This window comes from Immundisolibacter sp. (genome assembly GCF_028696615.1).
In the GTDB taxonomy this organism is placed as follows: domain Bacteria; phylum Pseudomonadota; class Gammaproteobacteria; order Immundisolibacterales; family Immundisolibacteraceae; genus Immundisolibacter.
Genome location: NZ_JAQVGQ010000015.1, coordinates 1 through 21,016, shown reverse-complemented (window position 1 = coordinate 21,016; position 21,016 = coordinate 1). Strand labels below are relative to the sequence as shown.

General features: G+C 72.3%; 20 protein-coding genes and 1 pseudogene. 5 read left to right on the top strand and 16 right to left on the bottom strand.

What is annotated here, in order from left to right:
* The 16 genes and pseudogenes from PHC73_RS02195 to PHC73_RS02120 form a co-directional block, all read right to left on the bottom strand.
* Positions 1-428: pseudogene (locus tag PHC73_RS02195) on the bottom strand (hypothetical protein); the annotation flags it as partial.
* 418 nt (positions 429-846) lie between these two features.
* Positions 847-1,278, bottom strand: coding sequence for a flagellar export protein FliJ (fliJ, locus tag PHC73_RS02190; protein WP_300123928.1), 432 nt, complete (start codon positions 1,276-1,278; stop codon positions 847-849).
* Positions 1,275-2,621, bottom strand: a complete 1,347-nt coding sequence (locus PHC73_RS02185; protein ID WP_300123927.1) for a FliI/YscN family ATPase — start codon at positions 2,619-2,621, stop codon at positions 1,275-1,277. Before PHC73_RS02185 ends, fliJ begins: the two co-directional genes overlap by 4 nt.
* On the bottom strand, positions 2,618-3,223 hold the full coding sequence (locus PHC73_RS02180) for a FliH/SctL family protein (RefSeq protein ID WP_300123926.1): 606 nt from the start codon (positions 3,221-3,223) through the stop codon (positions 2,618-2,620). The genes PHC73_RS02185 and PHC73_RS02180 overlap by 4 nt, the downstream gene beginning before the upstream one ends.
* Positions 3,213-4,214 (bottom strand): flagellar motor switch protein FliG, encoded by a 1,002-nt coding sequence (fliG, locus tag PHC73_RS02175; protein WP_300123925.1) that lies wholly within the window; start codon positions 4,212-4,214, stop codon positions 3,213-3,215. The genes PHC73_RS02180 and fliG overlap by 11 nt, the downstream gene beginning before the upstream one ends.
* Positions 4,207-5,898, bottom strand: coding sequence for a flagellar basal-body MS-ring/collar protein FliF (gene fliF / locus PHC73_RS02170; RefSeq protein ID WP_300123924.1), 1,692 nt, complete (start codon positions 5,896-5,898; stop codon positions 4,207-4,209). The genes fliG and fliF overlap by 8 nt, the downstream gene beginning before the upstream one ends.
* A gap of 26 nt (positions 5,899-5,924) precedes the next feature.
* Positions 5,925-6,245 (bottom strand): flagellar hook-basal body complex protein FliE, encoded by a 321-nt coding sequence (gene fliE / locus PHC73_RS02165; RefSeq protein WP_300123923.1) that lies wholly within the window; start codon positions 6,243-6,245, stop codon positions 5,925-5,927.
* Positions 6,246-6,249: 4 nt separating this feature from the next.
* The gene (locus tag PHC73_RS02160; protein ID WP_300123922.1) at positions 6,250-7,587 is read right to left on the bottom strand and encodes a sigma-54 dependent transcriptional regulator; all 1,338 of its coding nucleotides are present in this window, start codon (positions 7,585-7,587) and stop codon (positions 6,250-6,252) included.
* A gap of 3 nt (positions 7,588-7,590) precedes the next feature.
* On the bottom strand, positions 7,591-8,400 hold the full coding sequence (locus tag PHC73_RS02155; RefSeq protein WP_300123921.1) for a HAMP domain-containing sensor histidine kinase: 810 nt from the start codon (positions 8,398-8,400) through the stop codon (positions 7,591-7,593).
* 124 nt (positions 8,401-8,524) lie between these two features.
* On the bottom strand, positions 8,525-9,937 hold the full coding sequence (locus tag PHC73_RS02150) for a sigma-54 dependent transcriptional regulator (protein ID WP_300123920.1): 1,413 nt from the start codon (positions 9,935-9,937) through the stop codon (positions 8,525-8,527).
* A gap of 111 nt (positions 9,938-10,048) precedes the next feature.
* Positions 10,049-10,606, bottom strand: a complete 558-nt coding sequence (locus PHC73_RS02145; protein WP_300123919.1) for a PilZ domain-containing protein — start codon at positions 10,604-10,606, stop codon at positions 10,049-10,051.
* 365 nt (positions 10,607-10,971) lie between these two features.
* Positions 10,972-11,283, bottom strand: a complete 312-nt coding sequence (locus tag PHC73_RS02140) for a hypothetical protein (protein ID WP_300123918.1) — start codon at positions 11,281-11,283, stop codon at positions 10,972-10,974.
* Positions 11,283-11,690, bottom strand: a complete 408-nt coding sequence (gene fliS / locus PHC73_RS02135; protein ID WP_300123917.1) for a flagellar export chaperone FliS — start codon at positions 11,688-11,690, stop codon at positions 11,283-11,285. Before fliS ends, PHC73_RS02140 begins: the two co-directional genes overlap by 1 nt.
* A gap of 194 nt (positions 11,691-11,884) precedes the next feature.
* The gene (gene fliD / locus PHC73_RS02130) at positions 11,885-13,297 is read right to left on the bottom strand and encodes a flagellar filament capping protein FliD (protein WP_300123916.1); all 1,413 of its coding nucleotides are present in this window, start codon (positions 13,295-13,297) and stop codon (positions 11,885-11,887) included.
* Positions 13,298-13,366: 69 nt separating this feature from the next.
* A complete protein-coding gene (locus PHC73_RS02125; protein ID WP_300123915.1) occupies positions 13,367-13,747 on the bottom strand; it encodes a flagellar protein FlaG in 381 nt (126 codons plus the stop codon).
* A 136-nt stretch (positions 13,748-13,883) separates the two neighbouring features.
* Positions 13,884-15,347 (bottom strand): flagellin, encoded by a 1,464-nt coding sequence (locus tag PHC73_RS02120; RefSeq protein ID WP_300123914.1) that lies wholly within the window; start codon positions 15,345-15,347, stop codon positions 13,884-13,886.
* A 280-nt stretch (positions 15,348-15,627) separates the two neighbouring features.
* Between PHC73_RS02120 and PHC73_RS02115 the strand changes: the two genes are divergently transcribed.
* The 5 genes from PHC73_RS02115 to PHC73_RS02095 all read left to right on the top strand — a co-directional run.
* On the top strand, positions 15,628-16,815 hold the full coding sequence (locus PHC73_RS02115; RefSeq protein WP_300123913.1) for an acyl-CoA dehydrogenase family protein: 1,188 nt from the start codon (positions 15,628-15,630) through the stop codon (positions 16,813-16,815).
* A 14-nt stretch (positions 16,816-16,829) separates the two neighbouring features.
* Positions 16,830-17,957 (top strand): acyl-CoA dehydrogenase family protein, encoded by a 1,128-nt coding sequence (locus tag PHC73_RS02110; protein ID WP_300123912.1) that lies wholly within the window; start codon positions 16,830-16,832, stop codon positions 17,955-17,957.
* Positions 17,957-18,880 (top strand): DMT family transporter, encoded by a 924-nt coding sequence (locus PHC73_RS02105; protein ID WP_300123911.1) that lies wholly within the window; start codon positions 17,957-17,959, stop codon positions 18,878-18,880. Before PHC73_RS02110 ends, PHC73_RS02105 begins: the two co-directional genes overlap by 1 nt.
* Before the next feature lie 26 nt (positions 18,881-18,906).
* Positions 18,907-20,328, top strand: coding sequence for a sodium:proton antiporter (locus PHC73_RS02100; RefSeq protein ID WP_300123910.1), 1,422 nt, complete (start codon positions 18,907-18,909; stop codon positions 20,326-20,328).
* Positions 20,329-20,419: 91 nt separating this feature from the next.
* The coding region (locus PHC73_RS02095; RefSeq protein ID WP_300123909.1) for a lipoyl synthase at positions 20,420-21,016 on the top strand (597 nt) is incomplete at its 3' end.

Here is a 21,016-nt window from a genome sequence, read left to right as displayed (position 1 = left end):
GCCGGCTGCGCGGACCCGTCGGCGGCCGGCGGCGGGCCGGCCGGTAACGGCGCCGCTTGCCCGGCGCGATCCTGCGGCGGCGGCGTTGCGCTGGCCGGCGTGAGCGACGGCGAGGTCGGATCGGCCGCCCCGACAGCCGTGGCCGCGCCGGCTGGCGCGCCAGCGGTGCGCAGCGGGCCGGGGTCGAGCGCCGGCTGCGCGGACCCGTCGGCGGCCGGCGGCGGGCCGGCCGGGAACGGCGCCGCTTGCCCGGCGCGATCCTGCGGCGGCGGCATATTGCCGGCCGCCGGCGGCGACGCGTTGCCGTCCGCCGCAGTCAGGGCGTCGCGCAAGGTGGCCGGGAAGGCGCCGTCGTCGCTGCCGGCGAGGGGCGATTCTTTGGCGCTGGCAGTGCCGACGCCGGGCTGGATGGGAGTGACGGTCTGCACGCTCCAAAACCTCTCGAAATTGGCGCTCGCGGGCGCCGTCGGCGCATGGGCTCGGTCATCGCGTCCGTGTCGTTCGGGCGCCGTTCGCATCGACGGCCAAGCACATCGCGGGCCAATACCGCGCCCCACACCTGGCCAGAGGCCGAAAAATTCCATCCGTGGACTTTTTCGGCTCGCCGTCGCGCCGTAAACGCCCGAACGATTTTCTATGAATCAATTGCTTATGCCATTCATTCAGGCCGGGGCATCCAGCCTCGGAAGGGCGGACGTCAACACGTAAGCGTTTCTTTAACAGGCCGTTGAAAAAGGGCTTCCTGCCCTTTTTCAACTCGGCTCGTCGCGGCGCATGTCCGCGACGAGCCTCCCCCGAATCAAGCGCTTGACGCGCTTGATTCGGGGGCAAGCCATCCCTGGCCTGCTAACCACTGCGAACCCGCGCGTTGACCCAGTCGTCGAGCGCCCGCTGCTCGCGCCGTTCGGCCTTGCGCAGCGCCTGCGCCTGGTAGCGGTCGATCAGGCGGCGCAGACCCTCGCTGCGCCGGTGCTGGCGCTGCAGCGCCTCGCGCGCCTGCTGGCAGGCCTGCTCGGCCGCCGCCACGGCGCGTTCCTGCAGCAGGGCGAGCTGCTCCAGGCGCGCCACGAACTGCTGGTACTCGCGCAGCGTGGCTGCCGACACCACGCCGGTTTGGGTGCGCCGCCGGTACTCGTCGGCGTAGCGGCGCAGGTCGCGCAGGCGGTTCTGCTGGGCGGCCTGTTCGGTCTCGGCGGCGAGCAGGCGCTGGTGGGCCTGGCGTTCCACCTCGAGCAGGCGCTCGAGGATCGGCTGCAGGCGGGCGGCGCGCGGGCTCATGCCGCACCTGCCGGGAACAGCGCCTCGAGCGCCCCCATGCTGCCGGCGAAATCGACACCCTGGCGCAGGTCCTGACGCAGAAAGTCGAGCAGCTGCCCGTGGCGGGCGATGGCCTCGTCCAGCAGCGGATCGGCGCCGGCCTGGTAGGCGCCCACGGCCACCAGGTCGCGGTTTTGCCGGAAGGCCGAATAAAGCTGCCGAAAGCGCCGCGCGGCGGCCAGCTGCGCCGGGCTGGCCAGCTCCACCATCAGCCGGCTGACCGAGGCTTCCATGTCGATGGCCGGGTACAGGCCGCTCTCGGCGATGTCGCGGCTGAGCAGGATGTGGCCGTCGAGGATGGCGCGCGCCGAGTCGGCGATCGGGTCGTTGGGGTCGTCGCCTTCGGTGAGCACGGTGTAGAAGGCGGTGATGGCGCCGCCGCCGGGCGCGGTGCCGGCGCGCTCGATCAGCGCCGGCAGGCGGGCGAACACCGACGGCGGATAGCCCTTGGTGGCCGGCGGCTCGCCCACCGACAGCGCGATCTCACGCTGGGCGTGCGCCACGCGCGTGAGCGAGTCGACCAGCAGCAACACGGACAGGCCCTGGTCGCGGAAATACTCGGCGATCGCCGTCGCCAGCATGGCGCCCTGCAGGCGCTGCAGGGCGGTGGTGTCGGCCGGCGCCGTCACGACCACCGCTTTTCTGAGGCCCTCGGCGCCCAGGATGGAGGTGACGAATTCGTTCACCTCGCGCCCGCGCTCGCCGATCAGGCCGACCACCACCACGTCGGCGGCGGTGTAGCGGGTCATCATGCCCAGCAGCACGCTCTTGCCGACGCCGCTGCCGGCGAACAGTCCCAGCCGCTGGCCGCGGCCGACCGTCAGCAGCGCGTTGATGCTGCGCACGCCCACGTCCAGCGGCTCGCGGATCGGCGGGCGGCCGAGCGGGTTCTGCGGCGTGCCGGTGAGCGGCACCTGCGCCTCGGCGCGGATCGGCCCCTTGCCATCCAGCGGCCGGCCGGCGCCGTCCAGCACCCGCCCCAGCAGCCCCGGGCCGACCGGCGCCAGCGCGCCGTGGCGCAGCGGCAGCACGCGCGCGTTGGGGCCAAGGCCGTCGACCGGGTCGATCGGCATCAGCGACATGACGTCGCCCGCGAAGCCGACCACCTCGGCCTCGATGTCGGCCAGCCCCGGCTGGCGCACCAGGCAACGGCTGCCGATCACCGCCGGCAGGCCGACCGCCTCCAGCGTGAGGCCGACCATGCGCGTGAGCTTGCCCTGCACCGGCACCGGCGGCAGCGGCGCGAGCGCTGTGGCCCGTTCGCGCAGCCGGGCGGCCAGACGGTTCTGCAAGCCGGCGTTCATGGGGCGTCGCTCTCGCGCAGGCGGGCGAAGGCCTCGTCCAGGCGCGTCTCGAGCGTCAGGTCGACCTCGGATGCCTCGCTGCTGATGCGACAGCCGCCGCGGCTGATGCCGGCATCGGCCACCAGCTCGACGCGCGCGTCGCCGCGCCCGCGCGGGCCGCTGCCGCGTACCAGGTCCAGATCGAGCGGGTTCAGGTGCACGCTGACCTGGCGCGCCGTCGCCGGCAGCGCCGCCACGCCCTCGCGCACCAGCTCGGCGATGCGCGCCGGCGCGACGCTCAGCTCGTGCCGCAGCACCCGCCGCGCCAGCGCGCAGCCAAGCTGCAGCAGCGCGTCGAGCAGCTGCTGTTCCAGCTCGGCCAGCGGCGCGGCCAGGCTGTCCAGCAGGTCCGCGAACGCGGCGCGGTTTTGCGCCAGCTCCTCGGCGGCGCGCCGGCGGCCCTCGGCCAGGCCCTGTTCCAGGCCGGCGGCGTAGCCCTCGGCGTGCCCGGCAGCCCACGCCTGTTCGCGGGCCTGCGCGCGCAGCCGTTCGAGCTGCGGGTCGACCGCCTCGGACACGCGCGCGCTGACCGCCTCCCAGCGCTGGAAGGTGTTACTCGACATAGTCGCCACCGGAGCGACCAAGGCGCAGCGTGCCGGCCTCGGCCAGGCGGCGGGCGGCGCTGAGCATTTCCTTCTGCGCCGCCTCCACCTCGGCCAGGCGCACCGGCCCGCGCAGCTGCATGTCCTCGCGCAGCATCTCGGCGGCGCGCTTGGACATGTTCTTGAAAAACCGCTCGCGCACCACCTGGTCGGCGCCCTTGAGCGCCACCAGCAGCACCTCCGAGGTCACCTCGCGCAGCAGCGCCTGCAGGCCCTTGTCGTCGACCTGCGCCAGGTGCTCGAACAGGATCAGGTTGTCCTGGATTTGTTTTTCCAGCTCCTCATTGCCGGCGCGCAGGTCCTCCAGTACACCGTTGCCGATGGCCGGATCGAGCCGACCGACGATGCCGGCCGCCACCTTGACGCCGCCGACCCGCGCCGGCGGGGCGGTGGCGTTGCGGTAGAAGTGCTGCTCGAGGATGGCCCGCACCTCGGCCAGCGCCGCCGGCTGCAGCTCGTCGAGGGTGGCGATGCGGGCGACGATGTCGGCGCGCTGGTCGGCCGGCAGCAGCAGCAGCACCTGCGCCGCCTGGTCCTGGTCCATGGAGGCCAGCGCCAGGGCGGTGACCTGTGGGTGCTCGTCGCGCAGCACCGTGGCGATGGATTTGGGGTCCATCCATTTCAGGCTGCCGAGCGCGTCGTCGTCTTCGAGCACGCGGTCGAGGATGCTGCGCGCCTTGTGCTCGCCCAGCGCCCCCACCACCACGTTGCGCAGGTAGTCCTCGATGCCCACCGTGAGCATGGCGTCGCTCTGTATCGCCATGCCGAACTCGGCCAGCACGGCGTCGATCTGCTGGCGGCTGATGCTGCCAAGGCGCGTCATGGCGGCGCCGATGCGCTGCACCTCTTTGGGCTCCATGCGCGCCAACACCTCGGCCGCCTTGCGCTCGCCGAGCGCCAGGATGAGGATGGCCGACCGCTCGGCGCCGGTCAGTTTGCCGGCCTCAGGCATCGGCGGCCATCCAGGTGCGCATCACCTGCATCACCCGCTGCGGGTCCTGTTCGTGCAGGTCGGGCAGGGCCGGCGCGGCGGCCGGCGCCGCCAGGCGCTGCGGCGCGGCGGCCGGCGCCGGTAGCGCTTCGGCGGTCGGCGGCCCCACCTGCGCGGTCACTGCCAAACCGGCCCGGTGCACGCTGCGCAGCAGCGGGCGCAGCACGCCGAACAGCACCGCCGCCAGCGCCGCCGCGCCCAGCAGCAGCCGCACCGCCTGCCACACCCAGGACTGCTCCCACAGCGGTGTGCCGTGCACGGGCGGCTCGGGCTGCGTGGGCGCGAAGGCGGCGTTGACCACGTTGATGCTGTCGCCGCGGTCGGGATCGAAACCGACCGCGTCGCGCACCAGCGCCGTGTAGCGCTCGATTTCCTCCGGCGTGCGCGGCTGGCTGCTGGTCTTGCCGTCGGCATCGGTGACGCGCTTGTCGTCCACCACCACCGCCACCGTCAGGCGCTTGACGCCGCCGCCAGCCAGCTTGCTGTGGCTGATGGTGCGGTCGATCTCGAAATTGCGCACCGCGCGCCGGCTGCGGTCCATCGGGGCGGGTGCCGCCGTGACCGGCTGCTCGGTGGACGCTGCCGGTGCGCCCGGCGCCGCGGCCGGTGCCGCCGCCTGCGCCGCGGGCGGTGTGACGGCAGGCGCCGCCGGCGCCAGCGTGCCGCCCTGCGGCGGCTGGTTGCTGAGCGTGCCGGGCACGCCGCCGGCGCCGGCGTTGCTGCCGGCGGCCGATTCGGTTTCCTCTTCCTGGCTGCTGCGCAGCGCCGTGCGGTCGGGGTCGTACTGCTCGCGCGTGCGCTCGGTGACCTCGAAATCCACCTCGGCGCTCACCTTGGCGCGCACGCCGCCGGGCCCGACCACCGCCGCCAGCAGGTCCTCGATGCGCCGCACGTAGTCCTGTTCCAAGCGCCGCGCGTAGTCGTACTGCTCGGCCGAGCGCTCGAGGCCGCGCTGGCCGGCCGGGCGCGTGAGCAGGTTGCCGGCCTGATCGACCACCGTCACCCGAGCCGGATTCAGGCCCGGCACGCTCGAGGACACCAGGTGCACGATGGCCGCCACCTGGCCGTCGTCGAGCGTGCGCCCGCGGTACAGCTGCAGCATCACCGACGCGCTCGGCTGGTCGTTCGCGCGCACGAACACCGACCGCTCCGGCACCGCCAGGTGCACGCGCGCCGCCTCGACGCCGGCCATGGCCGAGATGGTGCGCACCAGCTCGCCTTCCACGGCGTGCTGGTAGCGGGCGTTTTCCATGAAGCGGCTGACGCCGAAGCCGGGTTCCTGACTGAGCATTTCGAGCCCGTTGCCGGAGCCCTTGGGCAGGCCTTCGGCGGCCAGCTTCATGCGCGCCTCGTGCACCACCGTGGACGGCACGCGGATGGCGCCGGTGGCGGCATCCAGGCGGTACGGGATGGCGGCCTTCTCGAGCGCCGCCACCACCTGCGCCGCGTCGCGCTCCTCGAGACTGCCGTACAGCAGGCTGTAATCGGGCATGCGCGCCCACAGCACGATGCCGACGATGCTGGCGATGCAGGCGGCGAGCGCCACCAGCGCCAGCGCCTGACGCGACGGCGGCAGCTTGATGAAACCCTGGATCAGCGCCGCCGGACCGGCGGGGCGCGGGCTGTCTGCGGTGGACTCGGCCATGGTGGTTCAGTTCCCGGAAAACGGCGTCAAATCTGCATGTTCATGACGTCCTGATAGGCCGCCAGCAGCTTGTTGCGCACCTGCACGGCGGCCTGGAAGGACACGTTGGCCTCCTGGCTGGCGACCACCGCCTGCGCCAGCGTGACTTTCTCGTCGCCGGCCTCGAAACGCGCCGCCAGCTCCTGGGCGCCGGTCTGCGTCTGGTTGACCTGCTGCACGAACTGCCCCAGCAGCGCGCCGAAACTTTCGCCGTCCGCGGCCGGCTTGACCGTCGCCGCGCCCTGCTCGAGCTGCGCGCGCAGCGCCCGCATCTGCCCCAACACGGCGTCGATGTGCAGGTTCGACATGGCGTCAGTCCTCCTGACGGGCGTGGGCGGCCGGCACCTCGAAGCCGGCCTCGCGCAGCTGCGCGAGCTTGTAGCGCAGCGTGCGCTCGCTGATGCCGAGCTGCGCCGCCGCCGCGCTGCGCCGCCCGCCACAGGCACGCAATGCGGTGAGGATCAGCTGCGCCTCGCGGTGGCGCAGGTCGCGGTCCAGCTCGCCGGCCGGCGGCGCCGGCTCGGTCGCCCGTGGACCGCCCAGCAGGTGGGCGGCCTCGATGGCGCCGGCGTCGGCCAGGATCAGCGCGCGCTGGATGAGGTTGTCGAGCTCGCGCACGTTGCCCGGCCAGGCATGGCCGAGCAGCGCCGCGGCGGCGGCGTCGCTGAGCACCGGCGCCGGCGTCGCGCGCCGCCAGTGGCGGGCGAGCAGACGCCGCGCCAGCGGCAGGATGTCGGCCGGGCGCTCGCGCAGCGGCGCGATGTGCAGCGGAAACACCGCCAGCCGGTAGTAAAGGTCTTCGCGAAAACGCCCGGCGGCCACCTCGGCCGGCAGGTCGCGGTTGCTGGTGGCCAGCACGCGCACGTCGAGCGCGATCGCCTGCCGGCCGCCCAGGCGCTCCACCTCGCGCTCCTGCAGCACGCGCAGCAGCTTGGCCTGCAGACCGAGCGGCATCTCGGAAATCTCGTCCAGCAGCAGCGTGCCGCCGTGGGCCTGCTCGAACTTGCCGGCATGCGCCGCCACCGCGCCGGTGAACGCGCCGCGCTCGTAGCCGAACAGCGTCGCCTCGAGCATGTTTTCCGGAATCGCCGCGCAGTTGATGGCGACGAACGGCCCGCCGGCGCGCGGCGACTGGCGGTGGATGTAGCGCGCCAGCACCTCCTTGCCGGTGCCGGACTCGCCGGTCAGCAGCACGCTGACCTCGCTCGACGCCACGCGTGCGGCCAGCGCCAGCAGTTCCTGCGAGCGCGGGTCCTCGGCCACCGGCGCGTCGGCATCGGCGGCCGCGGCCGGCAGCAGCTGGCCGATCAACCCCACCAGCGCCGCCGGCTCGAAGGGCTTGGCCAGATACTCGACGGCGCCGTCGCGCACCGCCTGCACGGCACTGCGGATGGTGCCGAACGCCGTCATCAGCACCACCGGCAGGTCCGGCCGGCGCCGGCGCAGCGCGTGCAGCAGCGCGGTGCCGTCCATGGGCTGCATCTGCACGTCGCTGACCACCAGCGCCGGGCGCTCGCGCTCGAGCAGCGCCAGCGCCGCCTGGCCGTCAGCCGCCGGCAGGCTGCGGTAGCCGGCCAGGTCCAGCGTCTCGCACAGCGCCTCGCGCAGCGCCGGGTCGTCCTCCACCACCATCACCGCGGCGTGGCTCATGGCTCAGCCCTCCAGCGGCGCGGTGCGCCACGCCCGCTGCGCCGGCAGCTCGACCTCGAAGCGGCAGCCGCACGCCGACTCGGCCAGGCGCAGTTGCCCGCCGTGGCGCTCGATCACGCCGCGCGCCACCGCCAGCCCAAGACCGCTGCCGCCCGGCCGACCGGACACGAACGGCTCGAACACCCGCCCGCGCAGCCCCGGCGCGATGCCGGGCCCGTCGTCGACGACGGCCAGCGCCAGCCGGCCGCGCCCGGCGGGCAGGCGCTCGACGCCGACCTGCCGGGCGCCGGCCTCGAAGGCGTTCAGGCACAGGTTGGCGAGCGCGCCGGCCAGGTTCTCGACGCTGCCGGTCAGCAACACGCCGCGGTCGGCGGCCGGCAGCTGCAGGCTCGCCGCCGCCGGCCGGCGCGGCTCGACGGTGGCGGCGAGCGCGTGCAGCAAGTCGGCCAGCGTGAAGCGTTCGTCACCGGCCTTGGCGCCGTGCGCGTAGGCCAGCATGTCGGCCACCAGGCGTTCGAGCTGGCGCAGGCGCTCCACCAGCCGTTCGGCGAAGCGCGCGCGCTCGGCCGCGTCGAGCGGCGCGTCGCGCAGGTGACAGGCATAGACCAGCGCGGTGGCCAGCGGCGTGCGCACCTGGTGCGCCAGGCCGGCGGTCATCTCGCCCAGTTGCGCCAGCGGGCGCTGGCGGGCCAGCTCCTGCTGCAGGGCGTCAAGGCGGCGTTCGAGCTGGCGGTAGGAGCTGCCGAGCGCGCCCGACAGGTAGTCGAAGGCGCTGGCATCGCGGCGGGTTTTGGCGTCTGGCGAGGCCGGCATGGTGGCGGCGTCCTGGTGCTGGCGGCCCGCGGTCGGGGCCGGTCAGCCGGGCTTCAAGCAATCACCGTACCAGATAACTTTTTATATATTTTTCCGCGTGATATGGATGTTACGGCGGGCGACGTCAAATATCCGGCGCCGCCCCGCTGCGCTGCAGGCCGTACTTGCGCATTTTCTCGACCAGCGTGGTGCGGCGCATGTTCAGCAGCTCGGCGGCGTGCGCCACCACGTCGTTGGCCTCGCCGAGCGCCTGCACGATGTAGCTGCGTTCGAGCTCCTCCAGGTAGTCCTTGAGATTGAAGCCGCTGGCCGGCAGGCGCACCTCGGCGGCGGCCGGCGGCAGGGCCGGCAGCGGCAGGTCGGGATCGGCCGGCGCGTCGACGGCGCCGGCCGCCTCGCGCAGGCGCCGCGGCAGGTCGGCGGCGCCGACCACGCCGTCGCCGTGCATGATGGCCATCCGTTCGATCACGTTGGCCAGCTCGCGCACGTTGCCCGGCCAGGGGTAGGCGCCGAGCACCGCCAGCGCGTCGCGCCCGAAGCGCACGTGGATGCCCTTCTCGCGGCCGATGCGCGCCGCCAGTTCTTCCACCAGCGCCGGAATGTCCTCGCGCCGTTCGCGCAGCGGCGGCAGCTCGAGCGGGAACACGTTCAGGCGGTAGTAGAGATCCTCGCGGAAGGTGCCCTCGCGGATGCCGGCCTCCAGGTCCCGGTGCGTGGCGGCGATGATGCGCACGTCGGCCTGGATGCTGCGGTTGCTGCCGACGCGCTCGAACACGCGCTCCTGCAGCACGCGCAGCAGCTTGACCTGCATCGGCAGGCTCATGTCGCCGATCTCGTCCAGGAACAACGTGCCGCCCTCGGCCGCCTCGAAGCGGCCCTGGCGGGCGCTGATGGCGCCGGTGAAGGCGCCCTTCTCGTGGCCGAACAGTTCGCTTTCCAGCAGGTCGGCCGGGATCGCCCCGCAGTTGACCGGCACGAAGGGCCGGTTGGCGCGCGCCGACTGGAAGTGGATGTTGCGCGCCACCACTTCCTTACCGGTGCCGGATTCGCCCAGGATCAGCACGTTCGAGTCGGTGGCGGCGACCCGGCCGATCAGGTACTGCACGCGCTCCATGGCGTGCCCGCGGCCGACCAGGCGGTACACCAAGCCGGTGTTCTGCGCCGTGCCGGCGCGCTCGCGCACGAAGCGCGCCCGCTCGAGCGCCGCGCTGAGCGTGTCGTAGCTCAGCGGCAACGGCACGCTGGCCACCAGCGCGCGGCCGAGCGCCGTCTGCCAGTTCGGATCGGCGGTCTGTCCAGGGGTCAGCAGCACTACCGCCAGGCGCGGCCAGCGGGCGCGGCAAGCCTCGAGCAGCGCCAGTGCCGCCTCGTGCGGGCCACCCTGGAACAACAGCAGCGCCAGCGGCGGGTCGTCCGCCGGCTGCTGGTCCAGGCGGTCGGTCGGCAGCGGCCGGTAACCCAGAAAACGCAGCAGCACGTCGGGCGGCGGAGAGAGCTCGGGCGGCGGTGGGGCCAGCAGCAAACTGTCGCGGGGCATGCCTCGGTTCCGGGTCGGGGCCTGCGGGCAGGCACAGGCACCGGACCGGTCCCCTCTCCCTGCAGGCCGTGCGTCAAAGCCGCGGCATGGTGCGGGGCGGGTGTGGCAGTGTCAAGAATGTGACGCCGGCCGCCGCGCCTGCGCCACCGCGCGCCGGTGACAACGGAACAGGTAACGCTCCAGCGCCTCGACCACTGGCGGCTCCAGGTGCTGGAATTCGGCCAGCACCCGGCCATCGCCAAGCGGTCGCAGCAAGGCCGGCAACTGCAGCGGCGCCGGCAAGCCGGCGCGCAGGTACAGGCTGACACGCCCCGGCCCGGCCGGCAGCTCGGCCTGCCACAGCACGCCGCGCACGCCAAGGCGCACCGGCTGGGCGGGCGGCAGCGGCCGGTCGCGGCCGAGCCAGCAGCCAACCAGGTCCAGTAGCAGGTCGAGCTTTTGGTCCAAACGCTGCAGGTGCAGGGCCAGCTGCGGCGGCGCGTCAGGCAGCGGTGGCGGTTCTTCGAGGCTGCCGAGTACCGCCAGCAGCGTGACGGCGCGGCGGTTGAGTTCGGCCAGCTCGGCGCCGTCCGGCGGCGTCGGTGTGGGCTGCCACTGCAGCGCCAGCGTCTGGGTGTGGCTCAGACCGCCGGCCAGCGGGTCGTCGGCATCGGAATGATCGGTCTGCATGCGGTGTCCTCGCGCTGGGCGGCGGCGCCTGCCGGGTCCGGCACAGGCCGGCCGCCGACAGGGTAGCGCCGGCGGGGACTTGCCGAGAAATTCCCTCCCCGGCATCAGCAGCCTGCCGGTCGATGCGCCGCGCGACGCTGCGGTGGCGCTGCCGCCTGTGTTCGTTCGCGGCTGAAGCCGCTCCTACGGGATGGGCCAGCCGACACACATCCTGGATTTGTGTGGGCCGTTTTCGGTTCGCCGTCACGAGTGCTTCGGCTGTTCGCGGCTGAAGCCGCTCCTACGGGATGGGCCGGATGACCATTCTTCGTAGGAGCGGCTTCAGCCGCGAACCCGACCCTTGATGGTGTTTATCGACGGCTGGGTTACGCCCCGACGGCCTGCGCCGCGTAGGCGTCCTGCATACGCCGACCGCCGCGCAGCTCCTGCAGCGCGGCGACAGTGTGCCGGCGCGCGTCAGCGGCGCGGGCGGCCAGCGCCCGGTCGGCCGCCAGCATGTCGCGCAGCTGCGCCACCAGCGCCTGGTCCAGGCGCCAGGCGTCGCCGGCCAGCGCCGCCTGCAGGGCGGCGTGGCGCTGGCCGGCCAGCGTCGCCACCGTCGGCCAGTCGTCGTCGGCGGCGGCGGCGTGCATGGCGGCGGTCAGCTCCAGCGCCGGGCGCAGGTCTGGCGCGTCCATCAGTCGTTGGCGGCCGGCGCGTTGGCCGGATCGATGGCCCGCCAGGCGTCGGCCAGCGTGCCGAGCAGCCGGCCGGCCTCGTCGAGCAGCTCGGCGCGGTTGCCGGCGTTGGCCTCGATCAGGCGGCGCAGGATGTAGTCGTACAGCGCCGCCAGGCGGTCCACCAGCTCGGGCGCCGCGTCGCGGTTCAGGCTGCCGGCCAGCTCGCCGACGATGGCGATGGCGGCCGAGATCAGCTCGCCCTTGGCGGCCAGCTCGCCGCGCAGCAGATGGCCCTTGGCACGGGCGATGCGCTCCAGCGCCCCGTCGAACAGCAGCGCGGTCAGCCGGTACGGCGTGGCCTCGGCCACGCTGGCCTGTACCTGCACGGCGGCGTAATGCTTCAGGGCAGCGGCGGATGGGGACATGCGGTTAACCTCCGACAAGATGAGTTAGGAAACCGCTGATCTATTCAGCGGTTTCCGTCCGGGGCAGGATGCCCCGGCATGAATCGATGGCGTAAGCCATTGATTCATGGAGCGGCGCGCGGGCGTGTACCGCACGACGGCGGGCTGAAAAATTCCACGGACGGAATTTTTCAGCCCTTCTTTAGGTGCCTGACTCACTTATCGGCCGATTGGGCGCCGGGTAAAGAGGCCAACTGCTGGGTGAGGAAAGTTCCGGTCGACTGCAGCTGGCCGAGCAGGCTGTCGAGCGCGTTGAACTGCTTGAGGTACTGCTGCTGCAGCGCGTCCATGCGCGCGGCGAGCGCATCGCGCTGGTCGGCGATGTCCTTCAGGCGCCGGTCGATGCCGTCGGTGCGGGCCTTGAGGATGCCGCCGGCGCTGCCAAGATAGCCGTCCACCACGCCCTCGAGGCGGCCGATCACGCCCTGCTCGCCCTGCAGAAAGCCGGCCACGGCGCCGCGATCGCCGGCCAGCAGCGCGTCGAGCTTGGCGCCGTCGAGCGTCATCGTGCCGCTGGCATCGAAGCCGAGGCCGAGGTCCGCGGCCGACTCGATCGGCCCTGCGCCGCCCAGCGGCTCGGTCAGCGCCCGGCGCAGCTGGCTTTCCAGGTTGCGCAGCGCGGGTTCACCGATCAGCACGCCGCCCTTGCCGGCGGCGGCGTCGTAGCCGGCCTGTTGCTTGATCACCTGGTGCAGGCCGTTGTAGGCATCCACCAGCGCCTGCAGCTTGCCGCGCACGGCGCCGGTGTCGGCGCCGACGGTGAGCGTGACCGGCGCGGCGGTGGTGGCCTTGAGGTTCAGCGTCACGCCGGCCAGCGCCCCGGTCACCGTGTTGCTGGCGCTCGCGTAGGTGAAGCCGTCCACCTGCACCACCGCGTTGGCCGGCGCCTGGCGCTCGGTGAGGCCGTTGTTGGCGCCGCCGGTTTGGTACTGCAGCGCCGCCAGGCCGCCGTCGCCGCCGCTGGCGGCAAGGCTGATGGTGTTGGCGGCGCCGGTGACGCTGGACGTCAGCAGCAGGTAGGTGCCGGCCGGCTCCGTGCCACCGGTGCTGGTCACCAGCGTGGCGGTCACGCCGAGCGGCTGGCCGGCGGCGTCGCGGGCGGCGTTGATGGCATCGCGGATGCCGGCCAGGGTGTCGTTGCCGTCGTCGATGCTGATGTCGACGCTGTTGCCGCCGAGCGCCAGCGTCAGCGTGCCGCTGCCGACCACCGCGTCCGGCCCGCTGAACGCGCCCGAGGCCAGCTTTTGCCCCGTGGCGAGCTGGCTCACCTGCACGGAATAACTGCCGGGCGCCGCGCTGGCGTCGGCGCTGGCGGTAAAGCGGCTGTCGTCGCCGACGGTGGTTTTGTTGGCCGTCAGCAGCGTCGGCGAGTTCAGCGCATCCAGCGCCGACTTGACCTTGTCGAGCGCGCCGCTCACCAGCCCGAAGCCGGACAACTGCGCCTGCAGCGTGGCTTCCTTGGTGGCCAGGCGCGTCAGCACCGGCGTGCGCTCGGCATCCACCAGTTTGCTCACCAGCCCGGCCACGTCCAGGCCGGAACCGATGCCGGTCGAGGTCAATCCCGCCATGTCAGGCTCCCGTCGAATGTTTCAGATGGCCCCGAGCACCTGCCCGGTAGCGGCCATCTGCCGCCCACTCTAAGCCCGCTCGCGCAGCAGCAGCCCGCTGACCGATTCCAGAAACGCCGCCAGGTCGAGCACGTTCTGGTTCGGAATCTGGCGGATCAGGCGGCCGGTTTCGGCCTCCACCACGCGCACCACCACCTGGCCGGTGGTCTCGTCCACCCGAAAGCGCAGCTCGCGGTGCAGGCTTTGCACGTGATCCTGCAACTGCGTCACGGTGTGGGCGATGGCGGCGCGGTCGGCGTCGGCCGGCCGGTCGGCGGTCTGGGCGTCCGCGCCGCGTGTATCGGCGGTCCGTCCGCTGGCCGGCGCGTCCGGCGCCGCCGGCGTGGCGGCGACCGGCTGGGCGGGGCTCACGGCCGGCGGGCGGCCGGCGGGGTCGAGGTGAACGTCCATGGTGTCATCCTCCATCGGTGCGGGCGGCGCCGGACGCCGCCCGACGGGGCGCGGCGCGCGGGCACGCCAAACGGCGGGCCGGAGACTGGCTCCGGCCCGCCGCTGACTGCCGTCGTTGCGCCCGGCGCGGCCACGCTTACCGCAGCAGCGACAGCACGTTCTGCGACTGCTGGTTGGCCTGCGCCAGCATGGCGGTGCCGGCCTGCTGCAGGATCTGCGCGCGCGACAGGTTGGCCGTCTCGGCGGCGAAGTCGGCGTCCTGGATGCGCGAACGGGCCGCGCTGACGTTCTCCGCCGTGGCCTGGCCGCTGGCCACCACCGAGTCGAAGCGGTTCTGCACCGCGCCCAGATCGGCCCGCAGGTTGTCGACGAAGGACAGCGCGCCGTCGATCACGTCGAGCGCGCTGCTGGCGCCGGTCTGGGTGCCGATGTTGATGCCGCCGACCGAGGACAGGCTGCTGGAGGCCGTTTCGGCGGCGAGCACCGTATTGGTGGTGTCGTTGCTGGTGACGCTGAAGGCGGTCGGCGAGCTGAACGACACCTTGCCGCCGACGACGATGCTGTCGGTGGTCGAACCACTAGCGCCGTCAATCGACGTGCCTGCGATGGATACCGTCGTGGTCGTGGCGGCACTGGTGGTGAAATCCCCCACCTTGATGTCATAGCCCTCGGCGCTGACCAGCTTGATGGACTTCTTGTCGCTCGACAGCTCGGCGGTGATGCCGGTGGACGATGCCTTGGCGTTGATGGCGTCCGACAGCGCGCTGAGGTCGTCCTTGTTGACCACGTTGGCCGAGATGTCGACACCGGTGGTATTGGAGCCGTAGAGCTTGAAGCTCACCGTGCCGGCTTCGCCGAGATTACTGATCGTCGCCTCGGTGCGCGCGGTGGCCGTGACGCCGGTGGTGGCGCTCACGCCGTTGACCGCGGCGGCGATGCCCCTGGCGCTGGCGTCGGCTGTGATGCTAACCGCGGCCGTGCCGGTGGTGCCGGAAACGGTCAGGGTCTGCGCGGCGACGCCGTTGCTGCCGACAGTTGCTGACGCGGCCGGGGCAGCTCCCACGTTGGCGTTGGAGCTGGCCGTGTTGGAGCCGATGTCGGTGGCCTTGGCGCTGCCGATGCCGAAGCTGATGGTCTGGCCGGAGTAGGCGCCGATCTGGAACACGCCGTTGCCGAACGAGCCGTCGAGCAGGTTCTTGCCGTTGAACTGGGTCTGCGTGGCCAGGCGGGTGATTTCCTGCGCCAGCGCGGACACCTCTTTTTGCAGCGAGGCGCGGTCGGTGGCGCTGTTGGTGTCGTTGGCCGACTGCACGGCCAGCTCGCGCATGCGCTGCAGGGCGTTGGTGACCTCGCCCAGCGCGCCCTCGGCCACCTGGGCGATGGAGATGCCGTCGTTGGCGTTGCGCACCGCCTGGTTCAGACCGCGAATCTGCGCGGTCATGCGGTCGGCGATGGCAAGGCCCGCCGCGTCGTCCTTGGCGCTGTTGATGCGAAGGCCGGACGACAGGCGCTGCAGCGAGGTGGTCAGGTCGGCCTGGCTGCGGTTGAGGTTGCGCTGGGTGCTGAGCGCGCTGATGTTGCTGTTGACGACTTGCGGCATGGGAATGCTCCACCGTTGAGTTTGAGTTGCGGTCCCCGCGGCCGCGCCATGGGGGCGTTCGGCCGGTGTCGGGAACCCGGAGGCGGGCTCCGCTTCCGGCCTGTGTATCGACGGCGGCGGCGGCGGGCTTGAGGGCGGGCAGGCAAAAAAGTTGCGCCGCCCGGCCGGCGCGCGCAGGCGGCGCGCCGGCGCGCGTTTCGCCGCCCGGGCCCGGCCCCTACAATCCCGCCCACCGGCCGGCCCCGCGCCGGCCGGCCACCGCAGGCGCAGGAGGAGCGGCATGGATCTCGATTTCTCGCCCGAAGACGAGGCGTTTCGCGCGCAGGTGCGCGCGTTTCTGGACGCCAAGTACCCGGCCGACATCCGCCGCAAGGTGCAGCTGGGGCTGGCGCTGGCCAAGGACGATTACGTGCGCTTCCAGCGCTTGCTGTACTTGCAGGGCTGGATCGCGCCGTCGTGGCCGGTCGAGTTCGGCGGCTGCGGCTGGTCGGCGACGCGGCGCTACATTTTCGAGGATGAGCTGGCCGCCGCGGACACGCCGCGCATCGTGCCGTTCGGGCTGAAGATGCTGGGGCCGGTGCTGATGGCGTTCGGCACGCCGGCGCAGCAGCGGCGCTTTCTGCCGCGCATCCTGGCGTCCGAGGACTGGTGGTGCCAGGGTTACTCGGAGCCGGGCGCGGGTTCGGACCTGGCCTCGCTGCGCACGCGCGCGGAACCTGTGGACGGCGGCTACCGCGTCAACGGCAGCAAGATGTGGACTACCTACGCCCATTACGCGGACTGGATGTTCGCGCTGGTGCGCACCGGCAGCGGCGGCAAAAAACAGGAAGGCATTTCGTTTTTGCTGATCGACATGCGCTCCAAGGGCGTGTCGGTGCGGCCCATCGTCACCATCGACGGCCTGCACGTGGTGAACCAGGTGTTTCTGGAGGACGTGTTCGTGCCGGCCGACTGCCGGGTCGGCGCGGAAGGTCAGGGCTGGAGCATCGCCAAGTTCCTGCTCGGGCACGAGCGCAGCAACATCGCCGGGGTGGCGCGCAGCAAGCAGCAGTTGCGGCGCCTGAAGCGCATCGCCGCCGACCGCGGCCTGGGCAACGATGCGCGCTTCAACGACCAGCTGGCGCGGCTGGAAATCGAGCTTTTGGCGCTGGAGTACACGGACCTGCGCGCGCTGTGGCAGGAGGAGACCACCGGCAAGGTGGCCGACGATCGGGCGTCGCTGCTGAAGATTCGCGGCACGCAGATTCAGCAGGCGCTCAGCGAGCTGCTGATGCAGGCGGTGGGGCCGCACGCGCTGCCGTACGACGTGGAAGTGCTCCGGCACGGCTGGCGCGGACAGCCGCCGATCGGCCCCGAGTACGCGGCGCCGCTGGCGGCGAGCTACTTCGACACCCGCAAGACGTCGATCTACGGCGGCTCGAACGAAATCCAGAAAAACATCCTCGCCAAGGCCGTGTTCGGCCTGTAACGGAAGCCAATGTCATGGACTTTGCCCTGTCCGAACTGCAGCAGCTTTTGAAGGAACAGGCCGAGCGCTTCATCGCGCGCGAGTACGGCTTCGAGCAGCGCCGCGCGCTGGTGGGCAGCGAGCGCGGCTACAGCGAGGCGCACTGGCAGACCTTCGCCGAGCTCGGCTGGCTCGGCCTGCCGTTCGCCGAACAGGTCGGTGGCTTCGGCGGCACGGCGGCCGATCTGGCGGTGCTGTTCGAGGCGTTCGGCCACGGCCTGGTGGTCGAGCCGTACCTGGCCAGCGTGCTGGGCGGCCTTGCCGTGCAGCGCGGCGGCACGCCGGCGCAGCAGCAGGCCATCCTGCCGGCGCTGATCGCCGGCACGCACAAGCTGGCGCTGGCCAGCACCGAAACCGGCGGCCGGCGCGGCGGCCTGTACGTGGCCACGCGCGCCAAAAAGGTCACCGGCGGCTGGCAGCTGTCCGGCCACAAAACGGTGGTGCTGCACGGCGCCTGCGCCGACACGCTGGTGGTGAGCGCGCGCTGCCACGGCGCCTTCGACGCCACCGGCGGCATCGGCCTGTTTTTGGTGCCGGCGCGGGCGCACGGCGTCGGCCGGCGCGATTACCGCACCATCGACGGCCTGCGCGCGGCCGACATCACGCTCGATCGGGTCGAGCTGCGCGACGACGCCCTGCTCGGCGAGCCGACCGGCGGCTATGCGCTGCTCGACGAGCTGCTCGATCTGGCCGCCCTCGCCGGCTGCGCCGAGGCGCTCGGCTGCATGCAGGCGCTGATCGACCGCACCGCCGAGTACCTGCGCACGCGCGAGCAGTTCGGGCGCAAGATCGGGCAGTTCCAGGTGCTGCAGCACGCGCTGGTGGATATGTTCATCGCCGCCGAGCAGGCGCGCTCGCTGACGCTGGCGGCCACGCTCAAGGCCGCCGCGCCGGCCGCCGAGCGGCGGCGGCTGGTGGCGGCGGCGCGGCAGTTCTCGGCCGACGCCGGGCGCCTGGTGGGACAGAGCGCGGTGCAGCTGCACGGCGGCATCGGCGTCACCGACGAGCTCGACGTGGCGCATTACTTCAAGCGCCTGACCATGCTGCCGGTGTGGTTCGCCGACAACGGCCAGCCGCTGGAACGCTTCCAGGCGGCCGACTGATGGCGTCGTCGAACGCGGCGGTGTCGGGGCGCACCGCCGCGGCGCTGTTCGCGCTGGTGATCGTGCTGTGGGGCATCAACTGGCCGGTGATGAAACTCGGCCTCGCCGACATCCCGCCGCTGCACTTCGCCCTGCTGCGCATGCTGCTGGGGGCGCTCACCATGTTCGCGGTGGCGGCGCTGGCCGGCGAGCTGCGCGTGCCGGCGCGCGCCGACTGGCCGATCGTGCTGTCGGTCGGCGTGCTGCAGATGGCCGGCTTCATGGCGCTCGGCTTTTTCGGGCTGCGCTACGTCGGCTCCGGGCGGGCGGCGATCCTGGCCTACACCACGCCGCTGTGGGTGCTGCCGCTGTCGGTGTGGGTGCTTGGCGAGCGCCTGACCGGCGGCAAGCTGCTGGCGTTCGCGCTCGGCCTGGCCGGCGTGGCGGTGCTGTTCAACCCGGCCGGCTTCGACTGGTCGGACCGGGCGGTGCTGTTCGGCAACGGGCTTTTGCTGCTCGGCGCGGCGCTGTGGGCGCTGCAGATCGTACACGTGCGCCGCCACCGCTGGGTGGGCTCGCCGCTGTCGCTGGTGCCCTGGCAGCAGACGGTGGCGGTGGCGGTGCTGCTGCCGCTGGCGCTGGTGTTCGAGCACGATGCCGCGCCGCGCTGGACGGCGCAGTCGCTCGCCATCCTGGCCTACAATGGCCCGCTCGCCACCGGCTTTTGCTTCTGGGCGATGCTCACCGTGACCCGTGCCCTGCCGGCGGTGACCACGTCGGTCGGCTCGCTGGCGACGCCGGTGGTCGGCATGCTGGCCGGCGCGCTGTGGCTGGGCGAGCCGCTGTCGTGGACCAACACCGGCGGCCTGTTGCTGATCGGCGCGGCGGTGGCGACGCTGGCGCTCGGCGAGGCCTGGGCGCGGCGCGCGCCCAAATCGGCCTGAACCGTGGTCGACCCGAGGATGGAGCGATGAACGCAGCGCGTCTCGCGCGCTTCGCGGTGCGGTGGCTGCCCCTAGGGCTTGGCCTGCCGGCGTGCGCCCACGGCGCCCAGCTCGACGGCGCGGCGCTGGACGCCGTCTGGGCGCTGCCGTTCGCCGGCATCCTGCTGTCGATCGCGCTCGGGCCGCTGCTGGTGCCGCACCTGTGGCACCAGCACTACGGCAAGATCACCGCCGCCTGGGCGCTGGCCTTTCTGCTGCCGTTCGCCGGCCGGTTCGGGCTCGAGACGGCCGGCGCCGGCCTCACGCACGCCCTGCTCGCCGAGTACCTGCCGTTCATCATCCTGCTGACGGCGCTCTACACGGTGGCGGGCGGCATCGTCATCCGCGGCAACCTGCACGGCAGCCCGCGCACCAACCTGACGCTGCTGGCCATCGGCACGGCGCTGGCGAGCGTGATGGGCACCACCGGCGCGTCGATGCTGATGATCCGCCCGCTGCTGCGCGCCAACGACAACCGCCGCCACCGCACGCACGTGGTGGTGTTCTTCATCTTCCTGGTCAGCAACGTCGGCGGCTCGCTGACGCCGCTCGGCGACCCGCCGCTGTTTCTGGGCTTTTTGCAGGGCGTCGGGTTTTTCTGGACCGCCCAGCACCTGTGGGCCAAGACGCTGTTCCTGGTGGCGGCGCTGCTGGCGATCTTCTACGCCATCGACAGCTACTGGTACCGCAAGGAAGACCTGTTGCCGCTGGACCCGACCCCGGACACGCCGGGGTTCGGCATCGACGGCAAGGGCAACATCGCGCTCATGCTGGCGATCAGCGGCTGCGTGCTGATGAGCGGCCTGTGGCAGCCGGGCATCGCCTGGGACGTGTTCGGCACCGAGGTGACGCTGCCGCAGCTCACGCGCGATCTGGCGCTGCTGCTCATCGCCGTCGCCTCGTTCCACCTCACGCCGCGCGCGCTGCACGCCGACAACCAGTTCTCCTGGGCGCCGCTGGCGGAAGTGGCCAAGCTGTTCCTGGGCATTTTCGCCACCATCATCCCGGTGATCGCCATGCTGCGCGCGGGGCACGACGGCCCGTTCGCGCCGGTGGTGGAGTTCGTGACCGGCCCGAGCGGCGAGCCGCTGCCGGCCATGTACTTCTGGGCCTGCGGGATGCTCAGCGCCTTCCTCGACAACGCGCCGACGTATCTGGTGTTCTTCAACCTCGCCGGCGGGGACGCCCAGCACCTGATGACGGCGCTCGCGCCGGTGCTGGTCGGCATCTCGGCCGGCAGCGTGTTCATGGGCGCCCTGACCTACGTCGGCAACGCGCCGAACCTGATGGTGGCGACCATCGCGCTCAACTCTGGAGTCAAGATGCCGGCGTTTTTCGGCTACCTCGCCTGGTCCTGCGCCGTGCTGCTGCCGCTGTTCGCGGTGGTGACCTGGGTGTGGCTGGTGTGAGGCGGGGCCGCCCCGCCCGCCGCAACGGCCGGCGACGCCCACTGCTCGGCGTAAAATCCGGCGCCCATCCGACCCGACGCAGGACCCGCCCGTGACCACCTCCCGCAAGCTCGGCCAGCGCGGCCTCGACAAGGTGTCGCGCATCCCGGTCAAGGTGGAGCCGGCCGGCGCGGCGCTGCGCAAGCCGGACTGGCTGCGCGTGCGCCTGCCGGCGAGCCCCAATTTCCAGCGCGTGAAAACGCTGCTGCGCGAGCACGCCCTGCACACGGTGTGCGAGGAGGCGTCCTGCCCCAACATCGGCGAGTGCTTCAGCAAGGGCACCGCCACGTTCATGATCATGGGCCACAAGTGCACGCGCCGCTGCCCGTTCTGCGACGTGGCGCACGGCAGCCCGGACCCGCTCGACCAGACCGAACCCGCGCATCTGGCCGATGCGGTGGCGACGCTGGGGCTCAAATACGTCGTCATCACCTCGGTGGACCGCGACGACCTGCCCGACCGCGGCGCCGGGCACTTCGCAGCCTGCATCCGCGCCGTGCGCGAGCGCTCGCCGGCCACCACCGTCGAGGTGCTGGTGCCGGATTTTCGCCACCGCATCGACGTGGCGCTGGAGATTCTGGCCAGCGCGCCGCCGGACGTGTTCAACCACAACATCGAAACCGTGCCGCGCCTGTACGCGGCCGCCCGG

Coding starts and splice junctions, on each gene's coding strand:
- fliJ (WP_300123928.1), bottom strand. CDS start 1,278: ATGAGCCCGCGCGCCGCCCGCCTGCAGCCGATCCTCGAGCGCCTGCTC.
- PHC73_RS02185 (WP_300123927.1), bottom strand. CDS start 2,621: ATGAACGCCGGCTTGCAGAACCGTCTGGCCGCCCGGCTGCGCGAACGG.
- PHC73_RS02180 (WP_300123926.1), bottom strand. CDS start 3,223: ATGTCGAGTAACACCTTCCAGCGCTGGGAGGCGGTCAGCGCGCGCGTG.
- fliG (WP_300123925.1), bottom strand. CDS start 4,214: ATGCCTGAGGCCGGCAAACTGACCGGCGCCGAGCGGTCGGCCATCCTC.
- fliF (WP_300123924.1), bottom strand. CDS start 5,898: ATGGCCGAGTCCACCGCAGACAGCCCGCGCCCCGCCGGTCCGGCGGCG.
- fliE (WP_300123923.1), bottom strand. CDS start 6,245: ATGTCGAACCTGCACATCGACGCCGTGTTGGGGCAGATGCGGGCGCTG.
- PHC73_RS02160 (WP_300123922.1), bottom strand. CDS start 7,587: ATGAGCCACGCCGCGGTGATGGTGGTGGAGGACGACCCGGCGCTGCGC.
- PHC73_RS02155 (WP_300123921.1), bottom strand. CDS start 8,400: ATGCCGGCCTCGCCAGACGCCAAAACCCGCCGCGATGCCAGCGCCTTC.
- PHC73_RS02150 (WP_300123920.1), bottom strand. CDS start 9,937: ATGCCCCGCGACAGTTTGCTGCTGGCCCCACCGCCGCCCGAGCTCTCT.
- PHC73_RS02145 (WP_300123919.1), bottom strand. CDS start 10,606: ATGCAGACCGATCATTCCGATGCCGACGACCCGCTGGCCGGCGGTCTG.
- PHC73_RS02140 (WP_300123918.1), bottom strand. CDS start 11,283: ATGGACGCGCCAGACCTGCGCCCGGCGCTGGAGCTGACCGCCGCCATG.
- fliS (WP_300123917.1), bottom strand. CDS start 11,690: ATGTCCCCATCCGCCGCTGCCCTGAAGCATTACGCCGCCGTGCAGGTA.
- fliD (WP_300123916.1), bottom strand. CDS start 13,297: ATGGCGGGATTGACCTCGACCGGCATCGGTTCCGGCCTGGACGTGGCC.
- PHC73_RS02125 (WP_300123915.1), bottom strand. CDS start 13,747: ATGGACGTTCACCTCGACCCCGCCGGCCGCCCGCCGGCCGTGAGCCCC.
- PHC73_RS02120 (WP_300123914.1), bottom strand. CDS start 15,347: ATGCCGCAAGTCGTCAACAGCAACATCAGCGCGCTCAGCACCCAGCGC.
- PHC73_RS02115 (WP_300123913.1), top strand. CDS start 15,628: ATGGATCTCGATTTCTCGCCCGAAGACGAGGCGTTTCGCGCGCAGGTG.
- PHC73_RS02110 (WP_300123912.1), top strand. CDS start 16,830: ATGGACTTTGCCCTGTCCGAACTGCAGCAGCTTTTGAAGGAACAGGCC.
- PHC73_RS02105 (WP_300123911.1), top strand. CDS start 17,957: ATGGCGTCGTCGAACGCGGCGGTGTCGGGGCGCACCGCCGCGGCGCTG.
- PHC73_RS02100 (WP_300123910.1), top strand. CDS start 18,907: ATGAACGCAGCGCGTCTCGCGCGCTTCGCGGTGCGGTGGCTGCCCCTA.